Source organism: Chryseobacterium endalhagicum (assembly GCF_016745235.1).
Classification (GTDB): Bacteria; Bacteroidota; Bacteroidia; order Flavobacteriales; family Weeksellaceae; genus Chryseobacterium; species Chryseobacterium endalhagicum.
In genome coordinates this window covers 651,343-673,998 of the sequence record NZ_JAELVM010000001.1, presented here as the reverse complement: position 1 = coordinate 673,998, position 22,656 = coordinate 651,343, and the positions used below count along the sequence as shown (strand labels likewise).

The 22,656-nt window shown below is 39.5% G+C and carries 27 protein-coding genes and 1 other RNA gene; 18 read left to right on the top strand and 10 right to left on the bottom strand.

Going from position 1 to position 22,656, the window contains the following annotated elements; all coding sequences use genetic code 11:
• The first annotated feature begins 8 nt into the window (after window positions 1-8).
• The 12 genes from JET18_RS02980 (at window position 9) to JET18_RS02925 (ending at window position 6,007) form a co-directional block, all read left to right on the top strand.
• Entirely contained in the window at window positions 9-539 is a 531-nt protein-coding gene (locus JET18_RS02980; protein WP_202089126.1) for a hypothetical protein, read from the top strand.
• A 136-nt stretch (window positions 540-675) separates the two neighbouring features.
• Window positions 676-1,053, top strand: a complete 378-nt coding sequence (locus JET18_RS02975; RefSeq protein ID WP_202089125.1) for a hypothetical protein — start codon at window positions 676-678, stop codon at window positions 1,051-1,053.
• A gap of 1 nt (window position 1,054) precedes the next feature.
• Window positions 1,055-1,558, top strand: a complete 504-nt coding sequence (locus JET18_RS02970) for a hypothetical protein (RefSeq protein WP_202089124.1) — start codon at window positions 1,055-1,057, stop codon at window positions 1,556-1,558.
• 33 nt (window positions 1,559-1,591) lie between these two features.
• Window positions 1,592-1,966: a hypothetical protein gene (locus JET18_RS02965; RefSeq protein WP_202089123.1), complete on the top strand. Its 375-nt coding sequence runs from the start codon at window positions 1,592-1,594 to the stop codon at window positions 1,964-1,966.
• Between the two features lie 29 nt (window positions 1,967-1,995).
• On the top strand, window positions 1,996-2,541 hold the full coding sequence (locus JET18_RS02960; protein WP_202089122.1) for a hypothetical protein: 546 nt from the start codon (window positions 1,996-1,998) through the stop codon (window positions 2,539-2,541).
• A 26-nt stretch (window positions 2,542-2,567) separates the two neighbouring features.
• On the top strand, window positions 2,568-2,939 hold the full coding sequence (locus JET18_RS02955; RefSeq protein WP_202089121.1) for a hypothetical protein: 372 nt from the start codon (window positions 2,568-2,570) through the stop codon (window positions 2,937-2,939).
• A gap of 9 nt (window positions 2,940-2,948) precedes the next feature.
• Window positions 2,949-3,506 (top strand): hypothetical protein, encoded by a 558-nt coding sequence (locus JET18_RS02950; RefSeq protein WP_202089120.1) that lies wholly within the window; start codon window positions 2,949-2,951, stop codon window positions 3,504-3,506.
• A gap of 34 nt (window positions 3,507-3,540) precedes the next feature.
• Window positions 3,541-3,912 carry a hypothetical protein gene (locus JET18_RS02945; protein WP_202089119.1) on the top strand — a complete coding sequence of 124 codons (372 nt, stop codon included), beginning with the start codon at window positions 3,541-3,543 and terminating at the stop codon, window positions 3,910-3,912.
• Window positions 3,913-3,923: 11 nt separating this feature from the next.
• The gene (locus JET18_RS02940) at window positions 3,924-4,487 is read left to right on the top strand and encodes a hypothetical protein (protein ID WP_202089118.1); all 564 of its coding nucleotides are present in this window, start codon (window positions 3,924-3,926) and stop codon (window positions 4,485-4,487) included.
• Window positions 4,488-4,500: 13 nt separating this feature from the next.
• Window positions 4,501-5,043 (top strand): hypothetical protein, encoded by a 543-nt coding sequence (locus JET18_RS02935; RefSeq protein WP_202089117.1) that lies wholly within the window; start codon window positions 4,501-4,503, stop codon window positions 5,041-5,043.
• A gap of 33 nt (window positions 5,044-5,076) precedes the next feature.
• Window positions 5,077-5,454 (top strand): hypothetical protein, encoded by a 378-nt coding sequence (locus tag JET18_RS02930; RefSeq protein ID WP_202089116.1) that lies wholly within the window; start codon window positions 5,077-5,079, stop codon window positions 5,452-5,454.
• Between the two features lies 1 nt (window position 5,455).
• Window positions 5,456-6,007: a hypothetical protein gene (locus tag JET18_RS02925; RefSeq protein ID WP_202089115.1), complete on the top strand. Its 552-nt coding sequence runs from the start codon at window positions 5,456-5,458 to the stop codon at window positions 6,005-6,007.
• Window positions 6,008-6,100: 93 nt separating this feature from the next.
• Here the strand turns inward: JET18_RS02925 and rnpB are convergent.
• Window positions 6,101-6,424: RNase P RNA component class A (rnpB, locus tag JET18_RS02920), an RNA gene on the bottom strand.
• Window positions 6,425-6,921: 497 nt separating this feature from the next.
• Between rnpB and JET18_RS02915 the strand changes: the two genes are divergently transcribed.
• The 3 genes from JET18_RS02915 (at window position 6,922) to JET18_RS02905 (ending at window position 9,936) form a co-directional block, all read left to right on the top strand.
• Window positions 6,922-7,413, top strand: coding sequence for an RNA polymerase sigma factor (locus JET18_RS02915; protein WP_034729370.1), 492 nt, complete (start codon window positions 6,922-6,924; stop codon window positions 7,411-7,413).
• Entirely contained in the window at window positions 7,406-8,080 is a 675-nt protein-coding gene (locus tag JET18_RS02910; RefSeq protein ID WP_202089114.1) for a beta-carotene 15,15'-monooxygenase, read from the top strand. Before JET18_RS02915 ends, JET18_RS02910 begins: the two co-directional genes overlap by 8 nt.
• A gap of 227 nt (window positions 8,081-8,307) precedes the next feature.
• Window positions 8,308-9,936 carry an AMP-binding protein gene (locus JET18_RS02905; RefSeq protein WP_202089113.1) on the top strand — a complete coding sequence of 543 codons (1,629 nt, stop codon included), beginning with the start codon at window positions 8,308-8,310 and terminating at the stop codon, window positions 9,934-9,936.
• Between the two features lie 274 nt (window positions 9,937-10,210).
• Here the strand turns inward: JET18_RS02905 and rpoN are convergent, their stop codons facing one another.
• The 4 genes from rpoN to JET18_RS02885 all read right to left on the bottom strand — a co-directional run bounded on the left by rpoN (window position 10,211) and on the right by JET18_RS02885 (window position 14,822).
• On the bottom strand, window positions 10,211-11,674 hold the full coding sequence (rpoN, locus tag JET18_RS02900; RefSeq protein WP_202089112.1) for an RNA polymerase factor sigma-54: 1,464 nt from the start codon (window positions 11,672-11,674) through the stop codon (window positions 10,211-10,213).
• 159 nt (window positions 11,675-11,833) lie between these two features.
• Window positions 11,834-13,282, bottom strand: coding sequence for an asparagine--tRNA ligase (gene asnS / locus JET18_RS02895; protein WP_202089111.1), 1,449 nt, complete (start codon window positions 13,280-13,282; stop codon window positions 11,834-11,836).
• A 305-nt stretch (window positions 13,283-13,587) separates the two neighbouring features.
• Window positions 13,588-14,187 (bottom strand): CDP-alcohol phosphatidyltransferase family protein, encoded by a 600-nt coding sequence (locus JET18_RS02890; RefSeq protein WP_202089110.1) that lies wholly within the window; start codon window positions 14,185-14,187, stop codon window positions 13,588-13,590.
• Complete coding sequence (locus JET18_RS02885; RefSeq protein WP_202089109.1) at window positions 14,184-14,822, bottom strand: hypothetical protein; 639 nt, start codon at window positions 14,820-14,822, stop codon at window positions 14,184-14,186. The genes JET18_RS02890 and JET18_RS02885 overlap by 4 nt, the downstream gene beginning before the upstream one ends.
• A gap of 89 nt (window positions 14,823-14,911) precedes the next feature.
• Between JET18_RS02885 and JET18_RS02880 the strand changes: the two genes are divergently transcribed.
• Entirely contained in the window at window positions 14,912-15,856 is a 945-nt protein-coding gene (locus JET18_RS02880) for an XRE family transcriptional regulator (protein ID WP_317193229.1), read from the top strand.
• A 64-nt stretch (window positions 15,857-15,920) separates the two neighbouring features.
• Window positions 15,921-16,976 (top strand): hypothetical protein, encoded by a 1,056-nt coding sequence (locus tag JET18_RS02875; RefSeq protein WP_202089108.1) that lies wholly within the window; start codon window positions 15,921-15,923, stop codon window positions 16,974-16,976.
• On the opposite strand, the gene rimM is transcribed toward JET18_RS02875, so the two are convergent.
• Complete coding sequence (gene rimM / locus JET18_RS02870) at window positions 16,977-17,519, bottom strand: ribosome maturation factor RimM (RefSeq protein WP_202089107.1); 543 nt, start codon at window positions 17,517-17,519, stop codon at window positions 16,977-16,979. It abuts the gene before it with no gap.
• 12 nt (window positions 17,520-17,531) lie between these two features.
• A complete protein-coding gene (locus tag JET18_RS02865) occupies window positions 17,532-18,098 on the bottom strand; it encodes a 30S ribosomal protein S16 (RefSeq protein WP_202089106.1) in 567 nt (188 codons plus the stop codon).
• A 177-nt stretch (window positions 18,099-18,275) separates the two neighbouring features.
• Between JET18_RS02865 and JET18_RS02860 the strand changes: the two genes are divergently transcribed.
• Window positions 18,276-19,892, top strand: a complete 1,617-nt coding sequence (locus tag JET18_RS02860; protein WP_202089105.1) for a serine hydrolase — start codon at window positions 18,276-18,278, stop codon at window positions 19,890-19,892.
• A gap of 344 nt (window positions 19,893-20,236) precedes the next feature.
• Here the strand turns inward: JET18_RS02860 and JET18_RS02855 are convergent, their stop codons facing one another.
• The 3 genes from JET18_RS02855 to JET18_RS02845 form a co-directional block, all read right to left on the bottom strand.
• Entirely contained in the window at window positions 20,237-20,749 is a 513-nt protein-coding gene (locus JET18_RS02855; RefSeq protein WP_202089104.1) for a nitroreductase family protein, read from the bottom strand.
• A 41-nt stretch (window positions 20,750-20,790) separates the two neighbouring features.
• Window positions 20,791-21,429, bottom strand: coding sequence for a DoxX family membrane protein (locus JET18_RS02850; RefSeq protein WP_202089103.1), 639 nt, complete (start codon window positions 21,427-21,429; stop codon window positions 20,791-20,793).
• Between the two features lie 633 nt (window positions 21,430-22,062).
• On the bottom strand, window positions 22,063-22,512 hold the full coding sequence (locus tag JET18_RS02845; protein ID WP_202089102.1) for a hypothetical protein: 450 nt from the start codon (window positions 22,510-22,512) through the stop codon (window positions 22,063-22,065).
• Window positions 22,513-22,656: the final 144 nt, after the last annotated feature.

Here is a 22,656-nt window from a genome sequence, read left to right as displayed (position 1 = left end):
ATATTACTATGAAAAAGACAGCATTACTTTTATCTGTTCTGGCTGGAGTTCTTTCTTTTGCCCAGTCTTCTCCTTTAATTATACAGAATTATAACACCTTTGATGCGATAGGAAGACTGCGTACGGGTATGCCCGGCGGTGCTCCGGGTCCATATATGTATGCAGCACCCAACGCTCCTTACGGTACTTACACAGTTCCTGCCGGAGCAATGACGCAGTATAATACGTTCAGCACTTCAAATGCAGCAGCTCTTCCGATCACCCTGTGGTATGTTACGGATCCTACCAATCCTGCCAACAGCGGAACTTATCCTCCCGGTCATCCTTTTATTTCATCTGTAATGAATCCTTCCAACGTATGGGGAGGGTTTCATTTCTGGCTGACGGATCCTTCACTCGGCGTTACCGATATGTATGAGCTGGGAGATCCTACTGTATATTCAGGATTCAGCACTTCAGGAACGGGAGTTTTTTCAAGCGCAGACTGGTTCACCATAACCACACCTAGCGGCCCTACTACTTACCTGCAGATCTTTTAAGAAAATGGCAGCTGCCGGACAGCTGCCTGTTTTATTGTTCATCACCGATATGGAAAGCAGCTGTTTTTGCTTTCCCAGGAAGGCTGATGTCTGAACTTAACATCAATTCAAAACCTAAATTTAATAACAATTAATCATGAAAAAACTGATTCTATCGGCTCTACTGGCCGTTGTAACGCTTGCCTCATGCAGCAATGAGAATACTGCTGCCCATACGGTGGAAAGTATGAAAACCCCACAAATGGAAAACTTCGACAAAGCTTTTAAAAGTCTGGGTGATCCTCAAAACCGACCTACAGAAGAGGAGAAAAAAAGAAATACTTCTGAACTGAGCGACCGAAGAAAAGCACTTCTGGTTCCGGCTTCGAAAGAACTGATTATTTCTTCGGGAGTCACTGAAGCTGAACTTACGAGAAAAACCGGCGGTGATATGAGCCAGATCATTGTTTGGGCCACGCAGATTTATCTGCAGAAAAGTGACGAAATCCGTAAAAACATTAAATCTGATCAATAATATGAAAAAGCTTTTAACCATCATAGGATTGCTATCCATATCGTCTGCATTTGCACAGGGAGGTCCGCTTGTTATCAACAATTATACGTCTTATGATTTTCATACGAGAGTGACGGCAGCCAGTCTTACTACGCCGGGCTGTTATTTTTATGTAGCTCTTGAAAACCCGGAACTTGTTATTCCAGGCGGAAATTCCGTAAGCTACAGCAGCTATAATATTCCCGGAACCAACTGGAAAGTATCTCTATCTCCGAATAATGCAACTTCCAGACCCGGAAGTCATGCAAGTCTTGCTTTGAATGGGGTAATTTCCGTGAATACCAAATGGGTGGTTTCTGAATATCAGTTTCATCAGTCCGGAACACCGATGTCTTCAGGAGCTGTAGGCGATACGTCTTACACCTGCAATCCTGTTCCGAACACGTATACCACTCCGGAAGCGGTAGTGGAATGGTTTACGATTACCAGCGGCGGAACTACTTATACCTATTTACAGGCTCTTTAATAATTTAAATTAACATTAATATCCTATTCCCTTATGAAAAAATATTTTTTACTGGCGGCTTTTGCTGCCTTAACCCTGATTTCCTGTAATAATGAAGGCTCTGCCGTGAATACTGTGGAAAGCATGAAAACGCCTCAGATGGAAAATTTTGACAAGGCTTTCAAAAGCCTGGGTGATCCGCAGAACAGACCTACAGAGGAAGAAAAAAAGAGAAATACATCCGAGCTGAGTGACCGAAGAAAAGCGCTTCTCGTACCCGCTTCGAAGGAACTGATTATTTCCACAGGCGTTACTGAAACTGAACTTACGAGAAAAACAGGCGGTGATATGAGCCAGATCATCGTTTGGGCTACACAGATCTATATGCAGAAAAGCGATGAGATCCGTAAAAACATTAAATCCAATTAATAAACACTAAGCATTAAATTAATTATTATATGAAAAAATTAACTGTTATTCTGAGTTTAGTGGCAGGAGTAGTCATTTCTGCGCAATCTTCCACACTTGTCATCAACAACTACAGTGCCTATGATGCCGGGGGAAGATTCATGACGATAGGCTCGGCAGGTATGGGATCTTCGCAGCCGTATATGTACGCGCTTCCCAATCCTCCTTATTTGGTATACACCATTCCGGCGGGAGCTTACACCAAATATGACAAATTCGATAATACCGGAGGCCCCAACCCTATTCCGATTCCCGGATGGAATTATGCAGACCCTTTAAACAGTGCCAATAGCGGAACGTATGTTTACAACCATCCAATAATCACAGCGGTGACTGCTATTGATGAATGGATGGGCTTTGCCTTCAGTCTTACAGATAGCACAGGGTATACTCTTGATACTTTTGAGGTAGGTGACCCGGTACTTTCCGGTAATTTTTTAAGTTCAACGCAAACAGGCACAAACACCGGAGTTACTGCAGACTGGTTTACGATCACAACAGCTGGCGGACAGGTTACTTATTTCCAGATCTATTAATCTATTGCTCATCATTAAAATTAACTATGAAAAAACATGTATTAATAACTGCTTTTGCCATTTTAAGTATGATTTCATGCAGCAATGAAAGTTCTGCCGTAAATACGGTGGAAAGCATGAAAACGCCACAGATGGAAAATTTTGACAAAGCTTTTAAGAGTCTTGGTGATCCTCAGAACAGACCTACTGAAGAGGAGAAAAAAAGAAATACTTCCGAACTGAGCGATAGAAGAAAAGCCCTTCTGGTTCCTGCTTCCAAAGAACTGATCCTTTCAACAGGGGTTACAGAAGCTGAACTGACCAGAAAAACAGGCGGTGACATGAGCCAGATCATCGTTTGGGCCACGCAGATCTATCTGCAGAAAAGCGATGAGATCCGTAAAAACATTAAATCTTAAAAAATGACCATGAAGAAAATATTAACGCTACTTGGTCTGGCCGCTTTTTCCTTTGGATATTCGCAGGGCGGAACCATGATCGTGAACAACTATACTCCGTATGAGTACCGTGGTGCCCTGATCGCTAATAATTTTGCAGGAGGCTGTTATCCGTTTATCTCGACCAATGGTGGAGTTATTATCCCGCCTAATTCCCATACGGGTAATGGTAATGCTTTGATCTATCCCAATTACAGGGATCAGTTTACCACATCGCTGTATCCAATGCCTAGCTGGAATGTGAGCCTTGCCCCCAACAGCCCCACGGTAAGACCCTGGAACCACGGCAGCATGATGCCGGGAGGAACTATTTCCATCAATACAAAATGGTCGGCTTCAAAGTTTGAAATGTATGATCCCGCCACCTCTCAGTATGTTCCGGGATTCAATACCACGGTGAGCCTTGCAGGAAACACATGCTATATTGCTCCTGACTTTTATACCACTCCGAGCGGGGCCAACAGTGCGGAAATTTTTACTATCACTACCAGTACAGGTTTGGTAGAAACTTATTTACAGCTTTATTAAAACCAGATCTTATGGATCAACATACAATTTAACTATGAAAAACTATTTTTTATCGGCTGCAATAGCCGTTTTAACATTGGCATCATGTAATAATGAAGGTTCTGCCGTAAATACAGTGGAAAGCATGAAAACGCCGCAGATGGAAAATTTCGACAAGGCTTTTAAAAGTCTGGGTGATCCTCAGAACAGACCTACAGAAGAGGAGAAAAAAAGAAATACTTCCGAACTGAGTGACCGAAGAAAAGCGCTTCTCGTACCAGCATCGAAAGAACTGATCCTTTCCACAGGCGTTACAGAAGCTGAACTTACGAGAAAAACAGGAGGTGATATGAGCCAGATCATTGTCTGGGCCACACAGATCTACCTGCAGAAAAGTGACGAAATCCGTAAAAATATTAAATCTTAAAATTAATTATCATGAAAAAAATATTAGCATTAATAGGCCTTGCCGCTTTTTCTTTTGGATACTCCCAGGGAACTCTTATTCTGAATAACTATTCTCAATACGACTTTTCGGGATTTCTCATCGCCAACAACCTTGCAGGAGGATGCTATCCTTTTATAAGCTCCAGTCTTCCGGATATGGTAAAAGTTCCTGCCAATTCCCATCAGGGTAACGGTCTGGAATTGAAATACACCAATTACAGGGATCAATTTACTTCTTCTCTGTACCCGGTTACGCAGTGGCATATAAGCACCTCTTCTGCTTTGGGAGTATCAAGACCATGGAACCATGCTTCTCTAATGCCGAACGGAGTTTTTTCCAACAATACCAGATGGGCCACCACAAAATTTGTGATGTACTATCCGGGAACCACCAATCTTGCCCCTGATGATTTTAACGGAGCCATCACAGTGACAGGTAATGCCGGCTGCTATAATGCGTCCGATAATATGACGAGCACTACAGGGAATAACAGTGCGGAGATTTTTACGCTGAGCAGCGGAGGAACTGTCATTACGTACATCCAACTCTATTAATGGTTATTTAATTATGAAAAAAATCTTAGTCCTACTCGGTACGGTGGCCGCTTCTTTTGTGTATTCGCAGGGAATGATCATTGTAAACAATTATTCAAAATTTGATTTTTACGGATTTTTAATTGCTACCAATTCCACAGCAGGATGTTATCCACGGGTTGGAAATGACGGAGTAATTGTAGTACCCGCCGAATCTCATATGGGCAACGGTCTTGAGCTTGTATACAAAGACTATATGGGCCAATTCTCTTCTTCCTTATATCCTACGGCCAACTGGGTAGTGACACAAAGCCCCACATCATCTTCTATCATGGCGTGGAATAATGCCAATCTTTCGCCGGGCAGTACTATTGCTACTACCACGAAATGGTATGCTACCAAATTTGACATGATGGATATGGGAACAACCACACCCAACACTGAAAATTTCCGGGCCAATATGAATATCGCCAACCCATGTGGTACGGGTATCAATGATTATTTTGTTACCCCTTCAGGGAATAACAGTGCGGAAATGTTTACCATTTCAGGCATTACTTATCTACAGCTTTATTAAGCAGAAAAAATCAAACCTAAATTTAAATTAATCATGAAAAAACTTTTTTTAACAGCAATATTTGCCTCCTTAACTTTAGTATCCTGTAATAATGAAGGCTCTGCCGTCAATACAGTGGAAAGTATGAAGACTCCCCAAATGGAAAATTTCGACAAAGCTTTTAAAAGTCTCGGCGATCCTCAGAACAGACCTACAGAAGAGGAGAAAAAAAGAAATACGTCCGAATTAAGTGACCGTAGAAAAGCTCTTCTCGTTCCTGCTTCCAAAGAACTGATTCTTTCCACGGGCGTTACAGAAGCTGAGCTGACCAGAAAAACAGGAGGTGATATGAGCCAGATTATTGTATGGGCCACCCAGATCTATCTACAGAAAAGTGACGAGATTCGTAAAAACATTAAATCTGAGAAATAATATGAAAAAAATTGCAACAGTATTGGCCTTTGCTGCATCAGTGACGGCTTTTGCCCAGGGAAGACTCATCATTAATAATTACTCAGCCTACGATTTCCGCGGTGATGTGATCGCCCACAATATGACATCACCTTGCTATCCAAGGGTAGCAAACAGTACGCTGATCACAGTACCGGCCGATGCTAACATGGGAAACGGAAACCATCTTCAGTATGATAATTTCAGGGATCAGTTTGGCTCATCCTTCTATCCAACGGCTAACTGGACTGTAGTGACCAACCCTAACACCACCAATGTAAGTCCATGGAATGATCCAAGCCTGGTACCCGGAGGAACATTATCAAACACCACGGTATGGAATGTGGCTAAATTTAGTATGGTATATCCGGGAACCACCACTAATGTTATCGGTTTCAGTGCTACTTTAGCTGTACCCCAAAATCCATGTTATGCCTCTCCTGATAATTTCACGACTTCCAACGGTCTGAACAGTGGCGATATATTTACCATAACCAGTGGCGGCGTCAGTACTACCTTTCTTCAGGTTTATTAGTAATAAGATAACTTATCTATAGATCTATTCATAGAAAAAGCGGAGACTGGTCTCCGCTTTTTTTATAATAATCAGTTGTATACTTACATAAAAATCACGAGAAAATCTATAAGCCGGATTTTGTACTCCCGAAGAAGTGCCTGTTATTTATCTACGTTTTACATTGCTGCAAAACTTGAGCTGATTACCCCTCGGCTTTCAGGACGAGCCGCCCCTATTTCCATTGCTGGAAAGAACCGATATACTTATCATTGCACCGCAAAGAGTTTACCTGGTTTCACTACAGCCGAACTGTACCTGCTTTCTGTTGCACTTGTCCTACCCTCACGGGTGACGGATGTTATCCGCTTTGCTGCTCTATGGTGTCCGGACTTTCCTACCCCTGCCGAAACAGGAATCAACAAGCCGATTTTCTCGCGGTTGCAAAGATACGGATTATTTGGCTGATGTGGTGATTGGATAATGTGATGATGTGATAATGGGTTAATGCGATGATTTGGCTGATGTGGTGATTTGATGATGGTGGGGATAATGTACTGAGGTGGCGGGAAATAATTTAGGGAATTGTTGAGAAGGTGATTTTTTTTATATTTTGGCTGAAGCCGGAGAAGGTTTTTTATTTTATGATAATTTTTAAATATTAAATGTTAAATGGGCTAAAGCCCATTCCTATTGAATATTGAATTACTGCAATAAATTCAAATATCATTAATCATCTTTAAATCAACAAATTAGTAATTCATCACATTATCCTCATCATCAAATCAAAGAATCATCCAATCATCACATTATCCTCATCAACAAATCATCACATCAAGAAATCACCGCATTACCAATCCCCACATCAACAAATTAACGCATCATCATATCAACAAATTACCGCATTATTATTATCTTCGTGCCATTATACAGCTATGACTTCCAGAGAAAAAGAATTTGCGCAGCTTATCAAAGATAATCAGGGTCTGATTATTAAAGTTTCGCGCCTTTATACCAACTCTCTTGAAGATGAAGAAGACCTGTTTCAGGAGATCGTACTGCAACTTTGGAGAAGCTACGATTCCTTTAAAGGAAATTCTAAAATTTCTACGTGGATGTACCGTGTAGCCCTTAATACAGCCATTACTCTTTTCAGAAAAAAAAGCAAAAGCCTTCCTACGAACGAGCTGGACATCAACCACAGGGATTTTGTGGAAGATGATGATGATAAGCAGCAGCAGATCTCACTTCTGTATACTGTGATCAAAACACTGCCCAATGTAGAAAGAGCTATAGTAATGATGTATCTTGACGACCTGCCTTATAAGGATATTGCAGAAAACCTCGGGATCACCGAAGTTAATGCCCGCGTGAAAATGAACAGATTAAAGAAAACCCTTAAAGAACAGATGGAAAAATATGCCTGATTTTGATTTAGACAGCTTTAAGAAAACATGGCAGGAGCAACCTGTTCAACCGAAATACGACAGCAATGAGATTCATCAGATGCTGAACAGAAAGTCGCGTAATTATGTGAAATATATTTTCTGGATCAGTGTGGCCGAATTTTTATTTTTTTCCGTTTTGGGATTGTTTTATTTCTTTCAGGATGATGAATCGGACAGCTTCCGTAAAATACTGGAAAAACTGGGCGCACAGAAAACCCCTGAGATTGAAACCAATTTTGATCACGCGTATCTGGCCATAAAAATACTAAGCTTACTTATCACCGCTTATTTTGTTCTTAAATTTTATCAGAATTACCGTAAAATAAAGATCGAGGAAAACCTTAAAGGTCTTATTACTCGGATCATCAAATTCAAAAAGACCGTGAATGCTTTTATCCTGATCAGCATTGCACTGCTGGTGGCTTTCATGTTCGTATTTACGGCGTTTATTTTTTATGTATTGAATTCACAAAACATACAGCCTTCCAATTCCAACCTCATCATCGTTATTGTAGGAATCATTGTGAGCACAATACTTTGTGTGCTTCTGATCTGGCTTTATTACAGACTTGTGTATGGTATTATCATCAGAAAGCTGGATAGAAATTTACAGCAGCTCAGGGAGATTGATTCTTTGGAGAAGTAGGTTTTGATCTGAGATTTCAGACATCAGATATCAGACTGTCCTGCTAGAGTGGTCAATGGTGAATTTTGCTTCGCAGGTCAATGGTGAATTGTTTTTAACTAATAAGATAACCAATGGTCTATTTAAATGATGCAAAGGGTCGGTGATTAATTTGCTGCTTAAATTAGTCTGAAACAGGCATGAGTTCAGGATTTATTCATTAATTTTATCGTACCAAATCTTAAACTATGCCATTATCTTACGTCTATGGAGCTTCCTCAGTTCCATTACTGGGACAAACTATTGGAGGAAATCTGAAAAAGACGGTTGAAAAATACCCTAACCAGGAAGCACTGGTTTGTGTTCATCAGGGTTACAGAGCAACCTATCAGGAATTTTATAATCAGACAACGGCTGTTGCAAAAGCCTTAATTTTTCTGGGAGCCAAAGCGGGCGACAGGATCGGAATATGGTCCTCGAACCGGTATGAATGGGTCCTGCTTCAGTATGCTACGGCCAGAATAGGAACCATTCTGGTCAATATTAATCCGGCCTACAGAACCCACGAGCTTACGTATGTCATCAATCAGTCCGGAATCCGCAATATTTTTTCCTCCTTAAGCTTTAAAACAAGCAATTACAAGGAAATGGTAGAATATGCAAAAGAAGTCTGCCCAAGTCTGGAACATGAAATTTTCTTTGATGACAACTGGGAAGATTTTTTAAATAACGGACAGGATATTTCCGATGATACCCTTCACAGCTTTGAAGAGCACGTACAGTTTGATGATCCTGTAAATATCCAGTATACATCAGGAACTACAGGCTTTCCAAAAGGTGTTACCCTTTCCCATCACAACATTCTGAATAACGGATATTTTATCGGGATCCGTTTAAAATATTCGGAGAAAGACCGCGTGTGTATTCCGGTGCCGTTTTATCACTGCTTTGGAATGGTGATCGGGAATATCTGCTGTACGGCCCACGGCGCATGTATGGTGATTCCCAATGACAGTTTCGATCCTGAACTGACATTAAAAACAGTTTCTGAAGAAAAATGCACCTCTTTATATGGCGTTCCTACGATGTTCATCGCTGAACTGGCAGTTAAGGATTTTGATACCTATGATTTTTCAAATTTAAGAACGGGCGTAATGGCTGGTTCAGTCTGTCCGCCGGAAATTATGAAAAAGGTGGAAAACCTCATGAACATTAAAGAAATGAGCATCTGCTATGGAATGACGGAAACATCTCCTGTTTCAACGCAAACCCTGATCGGGACTACTTTGGAAAAACAGGTCAGTACCGTAGGAACTGTGCAGGATCATCTTGAGATCAAAATTATTGACGAAAACGGAAAGACTCTTCCACGCGGGGAACATGGTGAACTCTGTACGAGAGGCTATTCCGTCATGCTGAAATACTGGAATGACCCTGAAAATACAAAAAAAGTACTGGATGACGCCCGCTGGATGCACACGGGAGATATGGCCGTCATGGACGATGAAGGCTATATCACCATTTCCGGGAGAATTAAAGACCTCATCATCCGTGGCGGGGAAAATATTTCGCCCAAAGAAATTGAAGACTTTCTGTACACCTACCCAAATATTCTGGATGTACAGATCATTGGAATTCCGAGTGAGAAATTCGGAGAGGAAGTGATGGCCTGGGTGAAGGTCCGGAAAGGTTTTGAGGTATCGGAAACTGAGCTTCTGGAATACTGCCAGGGAAGAATTGCCCATTATAAAGTTCCGAAATACTGGAAATTTGTAGATGAATTTCCGATGACGATTTCCGGGAAAATAAGGAAGGTGGAAATGCGGGAGATCTCTATTAAAGAACTGCAGCTGGAAACATTGAAACAGCGTTCATAATTTTTTAAACGCAAAGTTTTTTATTTAGAGTATATTATTTTAAGGAAAGCAAAGATTCCGGCTACGCCGTTGATTAAGGTGCTGGATAAATTGTCCGCTGAATCGAACCAACTTATTGATTCTCTCTTTGCAACCTAAAATATGCAGTATTAAAATGAAATTCTTTGCGTAAAAATAAAAGCATCGCGCGGATTGAACAGATTAAGCAGATTTTTCTCCTTAAAAATACAAAAGCCCAGAATCTCTGGGCTTTTACTTATTTATGAATCACTGATTAAAGTTCTTTTCTTAATCTTGCTACCGGAATATTAAGCTGTTCACGGTATTTGGCGATCGTTCTTCTTGCAATATTATAGCCCTGTTCTTTCAGGATCACAACCAGTGCGTCATCAGTAAGCGGTTTTCTCTTATTTTCTTTCCCGATTACTTCCTGCAGATGGGTTTTGATTTCCTTGGTAGAAACTTCTTCACCATCGTCATTCGTCAGACTGTCAGAGAAAAGATCTTTCAGGTACACGATTCCGTTCGGGGTATCGGCATACTTGCTTTTCACCACCCTTGAAATGGTGGAAATATCAAATCCTGTAATATCTGCAACGTCTTTCAGGATCATTGGTTTCAGCGATTTTTCGTCACCTGTGATAAAATAATCCTTCTGGAACTTCACAATCGCAGTAATGGTTTGAAGCAGGGTATTCTGACGTTGGTTAATGGCGTCAATATACCATTTTGCAGCATCCAGTTTCTGTTTGATGAACAATGCAGCCTGCTTGTGCTCCGAAGAGTTTTTATCGTGGGAATAGGTAGTCAGAATATCCTTATATTCTTCAGAAACTCTTAAAGTCGGTGCATTCTTGCTGTTCAGCATAGGAATTACAAGACCATCTTTCACCTGGATTACAAAATCCGGAATGATTTCCTGGTTAATCGTGATGGTCTGCGTATCAAAATTCCCTCCTACTTTCGGCGAAAGTTTGGAAATCTCTTCCAGCGCGTCTTTAAGATCCTCTTCCTCAATATCATATTTTTGAATGATCTTGTTGTAATGCTTATTGGTAAGTGCATCAAACTGATGTCTCAGGATATTGGCAGCCAGTGAAACAGCTTTATCTGAGCTCACTTTCTTCTCGATCTGAAGCAGCAGACATTCCTGAAGACCTCTTGCTCCCACGCCCGGCGGATCAAGCTTCTGAATATAGTTTTCCAGAATATCCTCAACCTTTTCTTTAGTGGTATAAATTCCCTGCGAGAACGCCAGATCATCCACAATAGCTTTGATCTCTCTTCTCAGGTAACCGTCTGTATCTAAATTTCCGATAACGTATTCAGCAATCCTCTCATCTTCTTCGGTGATGTTCACCAGGTGGATCTGTTCCAAAAGGTAGTCATATAAAGACTGTCCTTCCGTAAGAAGACTTTCGTTATCGAACTCTTCATCATCCGGAGAATAGTTGCTGGAGGCCGTTTTATAGCTGGGTTCGTCATCGTAGATATACTCGTTGACATCAAAATCTGTTTGAATGCTCTCCGTTCCTTCATCCTGATAAGCATCTTCTAGTGAAGAAAATTCATCTTCTTTGGAATCTTCCTTTACAATTTCCAAAGCAGGGTTTTCTTCCAGCTCTCTTTCCAGCTCCTCTTCAAATTCCAATGTATGAAGCTGAATAAGCTTCATCAACTGGATCTGCTGAGGTGCCAGCTTCTGTCCTAGCTTGAGTTGTAAGTGTTGTTTAAGCATATTAGTCTTTGTGTTTTAACATAACATATTCCACGAATTTAATAAATTTATTCGACAAAAGACACATTTAGCATGATTTTTGCATTAACTTATTAACATAATAAACTATTGAAAAATAAAAAAAGCCTTAATTTTTACATTAAGGCTTTTTTTATAGGTCTAGAATTCAGCGCTCTTCGGTGTTCTAGGGAAAGGAATCACATCTCTGATGTTCGTCATTCCTGTTACGAAAAGAACCAGTCTTTCCAACCCTAAACCAAAGCCTGCATGCGGCACAGAACCGAATTTTCGGGTATCCAGGTACCACCAAAGTTCATGCTCATCTACATGCATATCTGCCATTTTCTGTTTTAATACATCTAATCTTGCTTCTCTCTCCGATCCTCCGATGATTTCTCCGATTCCAGGGAAAAGAACGTCCATGGCTGCAACGGTCTTATTATCATCGTTCAGTTTCATGTAGAAAGCTTTGATTTCTTTAGGATAATCAAACAATACTACCGGACATTCAAAATGTTTTTCCACCAGGAATCTTTCATGTTCGGACTGAAGGTCTGCACCCCAGCTCTCTACCGGATACTGGAATTTTCCTTTTTTATTTTCTTTCGAGTTCAGTAAGATCTCAATAGCTTCCGTATAGCTTACACGCTTAAAACGTTTCGCAATTACATTCTGAAGTTTTTCGATAAGACCTTCTTTGGCTCTTTCTTTTTCCGGTTTTGATTTTTGCTCTTCTTCAAAACGCTTGTCCAGGAATTCAAGATCATCTTTACAGTTGTCAAGAACATACTGAATCACATATTTTAAGAAATCTTCCGCAAGGTCGATGTTGTCTTCAAGGTTGTTGAATGCCACTTCCGGCTCTATCATCCAGAATTCGGCAAGGTGTCTTGTGGTGTTTGAATTTTCTGCACGGAAGGTAGGTCCGAATGTATAAATTCTTCCCAATCCCATGGCTGCAGTTTCCCCTTCAAGCTGTCCGGAAACCGTTAAGTTGGTTTTCTTTCCAAAGAAATCCTGTGCAAAATCTATTTCACCATCTTCAGTTCTTGGGATATTGTTCAGGTCAAAGTTGGTAACCCCAAACATTTCTCCTGCTCCTTCTGCATCAGCCCCTGTAATCACCGGAGTGTTGATGTAAAAGAACTGGTTTTTGTTAAAGAATGAATGCACGGCAAAACTTACCGCGTGGCGTACTCTGAAAACAGCTCCGAATAAATTCGTTCTGAATCTTAGATGCGCTTGGTCTCTTAATACTTCCAGTGAATGTTTTTTAGGCTGAAGAATGGTTTTATCCCTGTCTTCTGTAAAGTTGTCACCTAAAATAACAATCTTTTTAGCCACAATTTCTACATTCTGTCCGGCTCCCTGGCTTTCCACCACTTCACCTATCACCTTCAGAGAGGCCGCAGTACTGATTTTGCTGATAATCTCCTCGTCAAAATTTTCAAAATCAACAACTATCTGCAAATTATTGATCGTAGAACCATCATTAAGCGCTATAAAGCGATTCGCACGGAATGTTCTTACCCAACCGTAAACCGTAATGTCATGATGTAATACTTTCTTGTAATCCTGTAGGATTTCCTTAATGGTCTGCTTTTTCATTTGTTGATTATAAATTTTCGTTTAAAAATTAACGTCTGCAAAGTTACAAAAAAACAGCGCAACTTGATGATTACGCTGTGTTTTTAAAAAACCATTTATCAAAATATTCAATCTAAAACTATGCTGTGGATATTATTTAAATGAAGGTGGAGAGTTTAGAAGCTGCTGTTTTGAGCATCCATGGCAAGGTTTAAAACCTTGCCATGGATAGGCCGGGATACTTTACCAGGTTGTAAAAAGGTAATAAAACCGCAGTACAGCTCTGCTTTTAAAATTCCAGTTTCCAACTTCCTTAAGCATTTTCTCTAATTAAAAAACAGTGTTTTCTTGCGCTCTTTTCCGTTCCTGATTCTCCAGGCGTGATAAGAGCTCGGTACATCATATTGCCATTTTGGTAGCAGAATGACAATTAAAATCACATCAATATGAGATATAAACCCCAATCCGACCGTCAGGTAGAATGCCCAGCCTGTCTGCTGAAATCCGATCAGGTAGGTAAAAGCAATGAGCAGGCTCAATCCCCACATTTTTGACAGAAACGCATGCGTGCAGGTCTCTTTCCCGAATTTCCAGATACTGACGATGTAGCAAAGTGCTTCCATGACAAAGATCAACAGGATTCCCTGCCATTCGTTTTTAATCAATCCGGGATTCAAAAGATAGGAGGCAAATCCTAATGAAAGCCAGAACACCAAATCGGTCTGACTGTCCAGTCTTCTTAATTTCTCAGATGAAACACCCGCTTTCCGGGCAATAATTCCATCGAAAATATCCGTTAATAAGCCGAAGTACATTAATCCTAAAATTAAAGTTCCTGCTTCCGTGCCTTTAAAATAAGCTAATAACAGAATCACCGGAGCCAGGATAAATCTGGCTGCAATCAGTAAATAGGGTAAGTGTTTCATGACTTCTTATTTTTAAAATTCCAATTGATCAGGGGAAGCTTCCGTTTCTCATTCTCATTCCAGAAACCAATCTGTATTCCCCGTGAATCTTTACATACATTAATTAAAGCAATCTGAGCACCTCTGCATTTTTGAGCTACATTCGCAAAAGTAGAAACGGCGGCTCCTTTTGTGGTGTGATGAAAATTGTATAACGGTGAAAACGCAACTCCATTGGTAACCGAAGGCGCACTGATATTACTGGCCATATTGATTTCCAGACCATTGGTAACCGTAGGTTCCATATTAATAATAGACAGCTGCAAACCATTAATTTTATTCATTTTGTCCGGTAAAGTCTCAGAATCAATATCATTAATAGCCCAGTTATCAATAGACGGAATACTTACGAGAAGCAATGCGGGAAAGAAAATCCCCAGGCCATTAAATCCCAATCCAACACCATTAACTTTTTTAGGCTGTATCTCATGATCAATCTCATCATAATACTTAATAAGCATCCCATTAACATTTTTCGTTTTTTTGGAAGGTGAAAAGCCAATAAGCCTGGGCTTATCCAATTTATTCAACTTCTCCTGAGCACTGATGACGCTTCCCGTAAAGAGACCGATCATCATTAACAATTTTATTTTCATAACTCATTGTTTTAAAATTATGCTTCAAAATTATCAGTGAAAAACGCAGATCCGAATGCGAAAAAAAATTAAAATAATTAAGTACATTTGTGAAAATCACAAAAAACATGTATCAGGAACTTTTGCTTAAGGAAATCCGCAGGAAAATCGGTGACAAATCTTTGAATGATGAGATCGCCAATATTCTCAATATAAGCTATGATGCAGCCCACAGAAGAACTTCCCTGAAAGCAAAATTCAGTTTTGAAGAAGCTTTGGAACTGGCGAAATATTACCAGATTTCCCTGAATCAGTTTATCACTTCAGACCGGCAGCTCGTGGTTCAGAAAACTTCAGCAGTGAACAATATGGAAGATCTGCAGTCCTTTTTTCAGAATAACCTCAGCATTTTTGAGAATCTGCCGCTTTCTGATGAGATGACGATTTATTATTCTGCGAAAGATATTCCTTTCTTTTATACATTATCTGATACCCTGCTGTCCCGTTTTAAAATTTATGTATGGATGAATCTGTTGAATGCGAAACATGTTCTGCTTCCTTTTCTCCAGTTTTCACCGCCTTATTTTGAATCCAACACCCAGGAACTTAAGAAAAAATATGAAGCACAAAATGTAGTGGAATTATGGAATGACAGAACCATTTCCAGTATTCTGCAGCAGATTCTATTCTATTATGAAACCGGACTTCTGCATAAAAATGAAGCTGAAATTATCCTGAAAGAACTGCAGGAACTGATAGAAAATATTGAACAAAAAACGGAAAGCAATCCAAAATTTCATTTGTACGAAAATGAGCTGATGCATCTTTCCAATGATATTTTTTTCCACCATCCGCAGCAGCCGCTTTTTGCGATCCCTACGAATATGTTCGGCTATATTCTGGTCAACGATGCCAGAACCTGCGGGGAAACCCTGAATTATTTTGAACACCAGATTAAAAATTCAAAATCCCTGAATACTTCCGGAAACCGGGACAGGAAAATATTCTTTAATAAAATGTACAGCCAGATTGAAAATTTAAAACAAAAACTCTGAGATGAAAACCCTTCATAATGGCAAAACTTTTAATTAAAATAGATATATTTAATAAAAATAAACCATGAGGATTCCATTTGTACTGATGCTTTTTGTTTTATCTTCCTGCTACAGTCCCAAAACGGATGTAGAAGAAGATAAACATCCCGAAATCCCTGAATTTCCGGTATTTTCAGATCCGGCAATCCGGTTGGAAAAAGTAATGGAACTTCCCCTTTCACAGAAAGACAACTGCACCTATCTGGTGAAAGACACTTATTTTTTCATCTTTAATTATCCGAGAACAGATTCCCATCAGAACGATACCAACAGACTGTTTATCATGAATAAAGGCAAGCTGGCCATTGTTGAGAAATGGAAAAACATCCCTGCCATTAATAATCTTGCTTTTCTGGATCCTGCCGGTAATCTGTATGCCAATAACCGGAAATATATGACTCCGGATTACCGTTACAAAAAGATTCTTCCATTTTATAATCTGGATGATGTCACGAAAAAATATGAGCACCTTTTTCATGTGGGAGAATCTGAAAAAGACAGTGCACTGCACAAAAAAATTGCTGATGAGCAGACTGCTCTTCAAAAAAACATTCTTGATAAAACTGATCATATCCTGCTGATACCCGGTGACACCAATGGCGGAATTTATGGGTATGCGGCTTACGGTGATAATTACCTGTTCAATCCGGGACAGAAAAACAGCTTCTTCGTTTCTTCAAACCTTCTGGGAACGCTGAAAAAAGATTCTGCGGCATCATCGGGAGACAGCGATCCGCTTTATGTAAAGCTCCGTCCGAAAATAGAGTTATCCTCACGGAAAACTAATTTCTCGACCAGGATCCATAATGAATTTATAGACTCCGTGTCTTTCAAGATCAGGGATAAAATTGTTTCGGGAAACCAATGGTTCAGCACAGGGAACCATTTTGTGGCTTCTTTCGGTTATCATCCGGTCTACATGTATTATTATGATGTACAAATAGGAAATAAAACCGTTTCCACGAAGGAAAACCACACGAAAATACTTGCTTCTGATCCTATCCGGACCCAGGCAGGGAAATATTTTCTGGTAAGTAATTTGAAAGAGGGTAAGTTTCAGATCTATTATCTGAAAAATTGATTATTCGTCTTTTTTAGAGGATACTAAAAAGACATCGATAAGTCCTTCCGGAAGCTGCATTTTGATGAATCTCTCTTCGCGGTTCACCTCCAGTATCCAATCTTTGATGATGGGGATCACTACTTCTTTACCGTCCAGGTTGGTCACGAAATAGTTTTGGGCAGTCTGATCGTTTACAGATCTTATCACGCCGCATTCCTTATCATTTTCATCAAGGATATCGAAACCGATGATCTCATGATAGTAGAACTGCTTTCCTGTAAGTTTTGGAAGGCTGGCAAGCGGTAAATAGACATCTTTTCCTAAAGACTGGTCTACCAGAGCTTCAGAAGAATTTTTAAAAGCAATATTCAGAGCATCATTCTTGCTCCATGCTGATTTGACAATAAAAAATGGAACCAATAATCCGTTGATTTCAACGAATATTGATTCCAATTTATTGTAAAGCTCGGGTTGATCGGTATCCAGTTTAAGGATAACGTTTCCCGCAAGGCCGTGTCTGCGTGTGATTTTTCCTAGTAAATAGCAATCTTCTTTACGCATACAGGGTTATTCTTAAGCTTCAGTGTTTTCTTCAGTTTCAGCAGCAGGAGCTTCTCCTTCTGTAGCTTCAGCAACAACTTCTTCAGCAGGTGCGTTAGCAGCTTCCTCAGCAGCTTTAGCATCAGCATCAGCTTGTGCAGCAGCAGCGATTCTAGCTTCGTTTACTTTAGCTTCAGCTTCTAAAGCAGCTTTCTTAGCGTCAGCCTGAGCTTTAGTTAAACCTTCTACTTTACCTTGTACTTTTTGCTCTTTAGATTCTAACCAAGCATTGAATCTTTTCTCAGCTTCAGCCTCGTCAAAAGCTCCTTTAGCAACACCACCTTGTAAGTGTTTTTTGTAAAGGGCACCTTTGTAAGAAAGGATAGCTCTTGCAGTATCAGTTGGCTGAGCACCGTTGTTTAACCACTTTACAGCAGAGTCAACGTTCAAATCGATAGTTGCAGGGTTAGTAATTGGGTTGTAAGTTCCTAGTTTCTCGATGAATCTACCATCTCTTCTAGCTCTAGAATCTGCAACCACGATGTGGAAGAAAGGCTTACCTTTTTTACCGTGTCTTTGTAATCTGATTTTTACTGACATAATGTTGTGAATTTTACGGGAACTCGTCCCAGTTAAATATTTAAGAGTGCAAAGATAATAAAAAAAACTAATCCTCCATATAATAAATTACTTTCTCCAACATTTAACCTAATATTTTTCTTGTGACCCGGAAAATTACCGGAAAAAAACAGGATATTTGAAACACAAAATTACGAAATGCTTAAGAACTTATTTTTCATCCTTATTATCTTATCTGCCGCAAAAATTCAAGGCCAGACTCAAGAAGAAAAAATCAATACCTTAGTTCATGCCTATACTCATATGGACCGTTTTAACGGAAGTATTCTGGTTGCTGAAAAAGGGAAAATAATTTTCGAAAAAAGCTTTGGAATTCAGGATTTTCAAACCAAAATAAAAAATACCAACCAAAACATATACCGGATCTATTCTACTACAAAAACATTTACGGCTACAACAGCTCTCCTGTTAAATGAAGAAGGAAAATTATCCCTGAATGATAAACTCTCCAAATATTATCCCGATTTTCCTAAAGGAGACAGCATTACCATAGAGAATTTAATTACCCATACTTCGGGAATTCCTAATGATACCGGCCCCGAGAACACCAAAAATGAAGCCGTTTTTATGAAATCTATTTCCCAGCAGCCTTTTGTTTTTTCTCCGGGAAAAGGCTGGGGCTACAGCAATTCCAATTATTATATTTTAGGGTATATCATTACAAAGGTAAGCGGAATGCCGTATCCGAAAGCCATTCAACATTATATTCTGGATCCGTTGGGAATGAAAAATACAGGGTTTGGGTTTAAAGATTTAAAAGATAAAAACAAAACAACCGGCTACGAATATCTGTCTCCCCACAACTCCCGTGAAGCGGTGGTTTACGATTATGACCACCCTCATGCGGCAGGCGCCATGTATTCTACCGTTGAAGATTTATACAAATTCGAACAGGGTATCAAAGCTTATAAAATCCTTAAAAAAGAGACTTTGAAAAAAGCACAGACTCCTTTCAAAACGTACGATTTCGGTTACGGATGGCACCGGCAGATCATAAAAGGAAAAACAACCATTGGTCATGATGGAGCCGGACCTGGTTTTATAAGCCGGTTCCTGACAATTCCTGATGAAGATATTTCTGTTATTGTTTTGAGTAATAACCGGGATAACAGTGTTTTTGAGATCACCGACAAAATCATCGCTATTCTTGCCGGCGAGACGTATGATCTTCCGAAAAAAGTCAACATTGGAACAAAATATGAAAAAGACCTGACAGGTTTATACCAGGCAAAAAACTCTTCTTTCTATATTTTAGCCAATGATAATGTGATGAACTTTAAAGAAACCAATGAAGCAGAAGGTATACTTTTTACAGAAAGCGACACCAAATTTTATATCAACAATCCAGTTGGAGACCGAATCTATTTTGAATTCAAGCCCGATAGTAATGGTAAAAACACAGTCTTAAACATTGTTATTAAGGATAAAATTGTAAAAGAAGCGAAAAAGATTGATGACCATTTTCTTTGGGGAGTGATCGGAAGTGCGACTCCAAACGGCTGGAACGGTCCTGATATCAAACTGGTTCCGGGTGGAAAGAATAAGGATATTTTAGAAGCCAGAAATATTCCGTTGAAATCCGGCCAGATCAAATTCAGAGGAAACAACGAATGGACCCTGGATCTCGGTATTAATGACAATAACCAGCTCGTTCAATACGGCAGAAATATCAATGTGGAAGCCGGAACTTATGACATTATTTTTGATACAACCAATCCGATACGTCCGACGTATCAAGTGATTAAAAAGAAATAAAGAGGCTGTCTAAAAAGTCTCAAAAAAATAATCCCCGAATCCAAAAGCTTCGGGGATTATTTTCTTTAGAGATTATTTTTCGAGGTTGCGGCAAAAGGAGTTGTTTTATTAGACGCAAAGATTTTACTTTAGACGATGTTAAATTTAAAGGAAAGCAAAGAATTCGACTTCGTCGTGATAAAGCGAATGGATAATACGCCCGCTTAATCGAATCAATGTAAATTGATTCCGTCTTTGCCCTCTCAAGGTATACGGTATTAGAATGAAACTTTGCGTGAAAATTAATAAAAAAAGACCCGTCTCAATTTTGAGACAGCCACAAAATACTTAAAGAGCTAATTAAATTAATTAGTATTTCCCATATAAAAAAGCCCAAGACATTTCTGGTTTTCTTCGATGGTCAGAGATTCCTTAAGATGGTTGACAATTGCCGGAGAACTCCAGTAGCAGCCTACATTATTTGCAGTACAGGTAAGGTACATATTCTGAACTGCCATGGAAACTGCTGCAATCTCTTCCCATTCAGGAACCATCCCGCTGAAATTCACAACAATGGATACAACCGCATCTGATGTATTGATTTTAAAACCGATATCCTGGTATTTTTTCTCCAAAAAGGTCTGTTCCGGTTGAGAAGCTTTGTAAATAGCCTGCATTTCTGAAGCTAATTTTGCTTTTTCTTCTCCTTTGAATATTTTGAAACGCCAGGGCTTTGTACGTTTGTGATTGGGAGCAAATGCTGCCGAATTTAGAATTTCGTCAAGAATTTCCTGAGAAATTTCTGTTTCTGCATAATCTTTTGGAAAAATACTTCTTCTCTGCTCTATGATTTCTTTTAAAATTTCTGCTTTATTCATGATGCAAATTTACAACATGAAATTGAATGCGTGACAGAGATTTATGCCTGATTCTTTACATCTAAGTTAAGTTTTTTATACATTTTATAATTCGTGAATAAAAATGTAAGAAACACCATTCCAATTAATAATCTTGAAATCCATAGGCCCAGGCCTTCTTGAACAGGTCCCGGAACCGATAAACCCATCAAACAAACCGTGTAAATAAGACCTGCATTGATCCAGATCCGCCCCGGATCAGGGTAAGATTCTATAGTTATTGTGCGGTTATACCCCAGAACAGGCATCAGCTTATGATGATCCCAGATCAGTAATACAATCACTGCAATCATCATCAGAGAAGTGATTACCCATGTTCCCGTGAAGGAAAGGCTGATCGTAATGATCCAGATGTTACTTAATATCGCTAAAAACATAAGAGCTCCCAAAAGGGCGAACCGCTGCGTCATCAGTAAAATTCCGGCAACAATCTGACAAAGTCCTAAAAAATTCCAGTAAAAACCCGTCCGGTACATCGCTTCAAAGAAATAACCAATCGGAGTATCTGTAGAAATTACGGTAAATCTGTTCCCTAATAATTTGGTAAGACCTGAAGGAAAAAACGCAAATCCCACCAGATACCTTAGGTGAATGATGATCCACTGATTCCGTTTGTTTGTCCTTAGTTTTTGAAATGTCATGGCGTGTTTTGAGTTGGAGGGTTGGAGCGTTTGAGGGTTGGAGAGTAGCTGAGTTTGGCGGTTGCTGGTTACTGGTTGCTGGTTATATAGTTTACAAAATTTGCTGTAAAAGGTCTGATGTCTGATATCTGAGACCTTGATCTAAACCCAAACTTTTACAGTAAATAGCAAATATTTTCGTGCTTGAATCCAGGTTTTGGCTAAAGCCGGATAAATGGCGGAGATTATCTGTTAAACGGGCTAAAGCCCGTTCCTATTGAATGTGATAGGTTGAGTATTGCCATTTTCTTCATATATTGAAATATTCAGCCCTTATTGTTTTTAATATATTTATGAAAATACAGAAATGCAAAAGGTCCTTACCCTCAAGTCTGAAATCTCGTGTCTGATATCTCGTGTCTGAAATCTTACATCTCACATCTTGGTTCTAAAATTCACCATTCACTTGCGAAGCAAAATTCACAATTGCCAATTTCCATCTGAAATCTAAAATCTGATGTCTGACATCTAGCATCTTGGTTCTAAAATTCACCATTCACTTGCAAAGCAAAATTCACAATTGCCAATTTCCGTCTGAAATCTGATATCTGACATTTAGCATCTTGATTCTTGGCTCTTACTTCCAGTCTCCCCTCAAATCACCTCCACAATCTTCTGATGAATATTATTCAATGTAAAAGCATCTCCTGATTTCATCCCCATCATCTTTTTAGCCATAGGGCTTTCCGGGGAAATGGCATAGAAGCGGTCGCCTTCAAAAAAGAATTCTCCTAATGAAACTGAGATATAAAACCTTGCTTTATTGGTGATCACCAGGGAACCCAGCTGTATTTTTCCGGTAGAAGTGTTCAGAACTTTGGACATATTTCTTTTAAGATCATTCAAAGCTCCCAGCTGACGCTGCATCTGGTAGATTTCCTCCTGCATTTCCTCCCTCATACTGTCATATTTGGGCGTCTTTTTGATGTCACGGCTGGCTTCCAGAGTAAACTCGATAAAGTTTTTAAGTTTTTCTATTTTTTCAGAGATTACGGTTTTCACATAGTCTCTTATATCACTTTTCTCAAATACGGTCTTCTCCATACATCTAATCTTTACATAAAGATAATAATTTTTTAAAATACTCTGAATCCGCATTAAGACATTTTTGTTTCCAATCAATTCAATAAACCGGATAGCCGGAATTCAATAAAATTCATAAAAAAGCCTTGCAAAAATACAAGGCTC

Bases quoted from the DNA above. Each gene is read 5' to 3' on its own strand.
- JET18_RS02980 (WP_202089126.1), top strand. From the start codon at position 9: ATGAAAAAGACAGCATTACTTTTATCTGTTCTGGCTGGAGTTCTTTCT.
- JET18_RS02975 (WP_202089125.1), top strand. From the start codon at position 676: ATGAAAAAACTGATTCTATCGGCTCTACTGGCCGTTGTAACGCTTGCC.
- JET18_RS02970 (WP_202089124.1), top strand. From the start codon at position 1,055: ATGAAAAAGCTTTTAACCATCATAGGATTGCTATCCATATCGTCTGCA.
- JET18_RS02965 (WP_202089123.1), top strand. From the start codon at position 1,592: ATGAAAAAATATTTTTTACTGGCGGCTTTTGCTGCCTTAACCCTGATT.
- JET18_RS02960 (WP_202089122.1), top strand. From the start codon at position 1,996: ATGAAAAAATTAACTGTTATTCTGAGTTTAGTGGCAGGAGTAGTCATT.
- JET18_RS02955 (WP_202089121.1), top strand. From the start codon at position 2,568: ATGAAAAAACATGTATTAATAACTGCTTTTGCCATTTTAAGTATGATT.
- JET18_RS02950 (WP_202089120.1), top strand. From the start codon at position 2,949: ATGAAGAAAATATTAACGCTACTTGGTCTGGCCGCTTTTTCCTTTGGA.
- JET18_RS02945 (WP_202089119.1), top strand. From the start codon at position 3,541: ATGAAAAACTATTTTTTATCGGCTGCAATAGCCGTTTTAACATTGGCA.
- JET18_RS02940 (WP_202089118.1), top strand. From the start codon at position 3,924: ATGAAAAAAATATTAGCATTAATAGGCCTTGCCGCTTTTTCTTTTGGA.
- JET18_RS02935 (WP_202089117.1), top strand. From the start codon at position 4,501: ATGAAAAAAATCTTAGTCCTACTCGGTACGGTGGCCGCTTCTTTTGTG.
- JET18_RS02930 (WP_202089116.1), top strand. From the start codon at position 5,077: ATGAAAAAACTTTTTTTAACAGCAATATTTGCCTCCTTAACTTTAGTA.
- JET18_RS02925 (WP_202089115.1), top strand. From the start codon at position 5,456: ATGAAAAAAATTGCAACAGTATTGGCCTTTGCTGCATCAGTGACGGCT.
- JET18_RS02915 (WP_034729370.1), top strand. From the start codon at position 6,922: ATGACTTCCAGAGAAAAAGAATTTGCGCAGCTTATCAAAGATAATCAG.
- JET18_RS02910 (WP_202089114.1), top strand. From the start codon at position 7,406: ATGCCTGATTTTGATTTAGACAGCTTTAAGAAAACATGGCAGGAGCAA.
- JET18_RS02905 (WP_202089113.1), top strand. From the start codon at position 8,308: ATGCCATTATCTTACGTCTATGGAGCTTCCTCAGTTCCATTACTGGGA.
- rpoN (WP_202089112.1), bottom strand. From the start codon at position 11,674: ATGCTTAAACAACACTTACAACTCAAGCTAGGACAGAAGCTGGCACCT.
- asnS (WP_202089111.1), bottom strand. From the start codon at position 13,282: ATGAAAAAGCAGACCATTAAGGAAATCCTACAGGATTACAAGAAAGTA.
- JET18_RS02890 (WP_202089110.1), bottom strand. From the start codon at position 14,187: ATGAAACACTTACCCTATTTACTGATTGCAGCCAGATTTATCCTGGCT.
- JET18_RS02885 (WP_202089109.1), bottom strand. From the start codon at position 14,822: ATGAAAATAAAATTGTTAATGATGATCGGTCTCTTTACGGGAAGCGTC.
- JET18_RS02875 (WP_202089108.1), top strand. From the start codon at position 15,921: ATGAGGATTCCATTTGTACTGATGCTTTTTGTTTTATCTTCCTGCTAC.
- rimM (WP_202089107.1), bottom strand. From the start codon at position 17,519: ATGCGTAAAGAAGATTGCTATTTACTAGGAAAAATCACACGCAGACAC.
- JET18_RS02865 (WP_202089106.1), bottom strand. From the start codon at position 18,098: ATGTCAGTAAAAATCAGATTACAAAGACACGGTAAAAAAGGTAAGCCT.
- JET18_RS02860 (WP_202089105.1), top strand. From the start codon at position 18,276: ATGCTTAAGAACTTATTTTTCATCCTTATTATCTTATCTGCCGCAAAA.
- JET18_RS02855 (WP_202089104.1), bottom strand. From the start codon at position 20,749: ATGAATAAAGCAGAAATTTTAAAAGAAATCATAGAGCAGAGAAGAAGT.
- JET18_RS02850 (WP_202089103.1), bottom strand. From the start codon at position 21,429: ATGACATTTCAAAAACTAAGGACAAACAAACGGAATCAGTGGATCATC.
- JET18_RS02845 (WP_202089102.1), bottom strand. From the start codon at position 22,512: ATGGAGAAGACCGTATTTGAGAAAAGTGATATAAGAGACTATGTGAAA.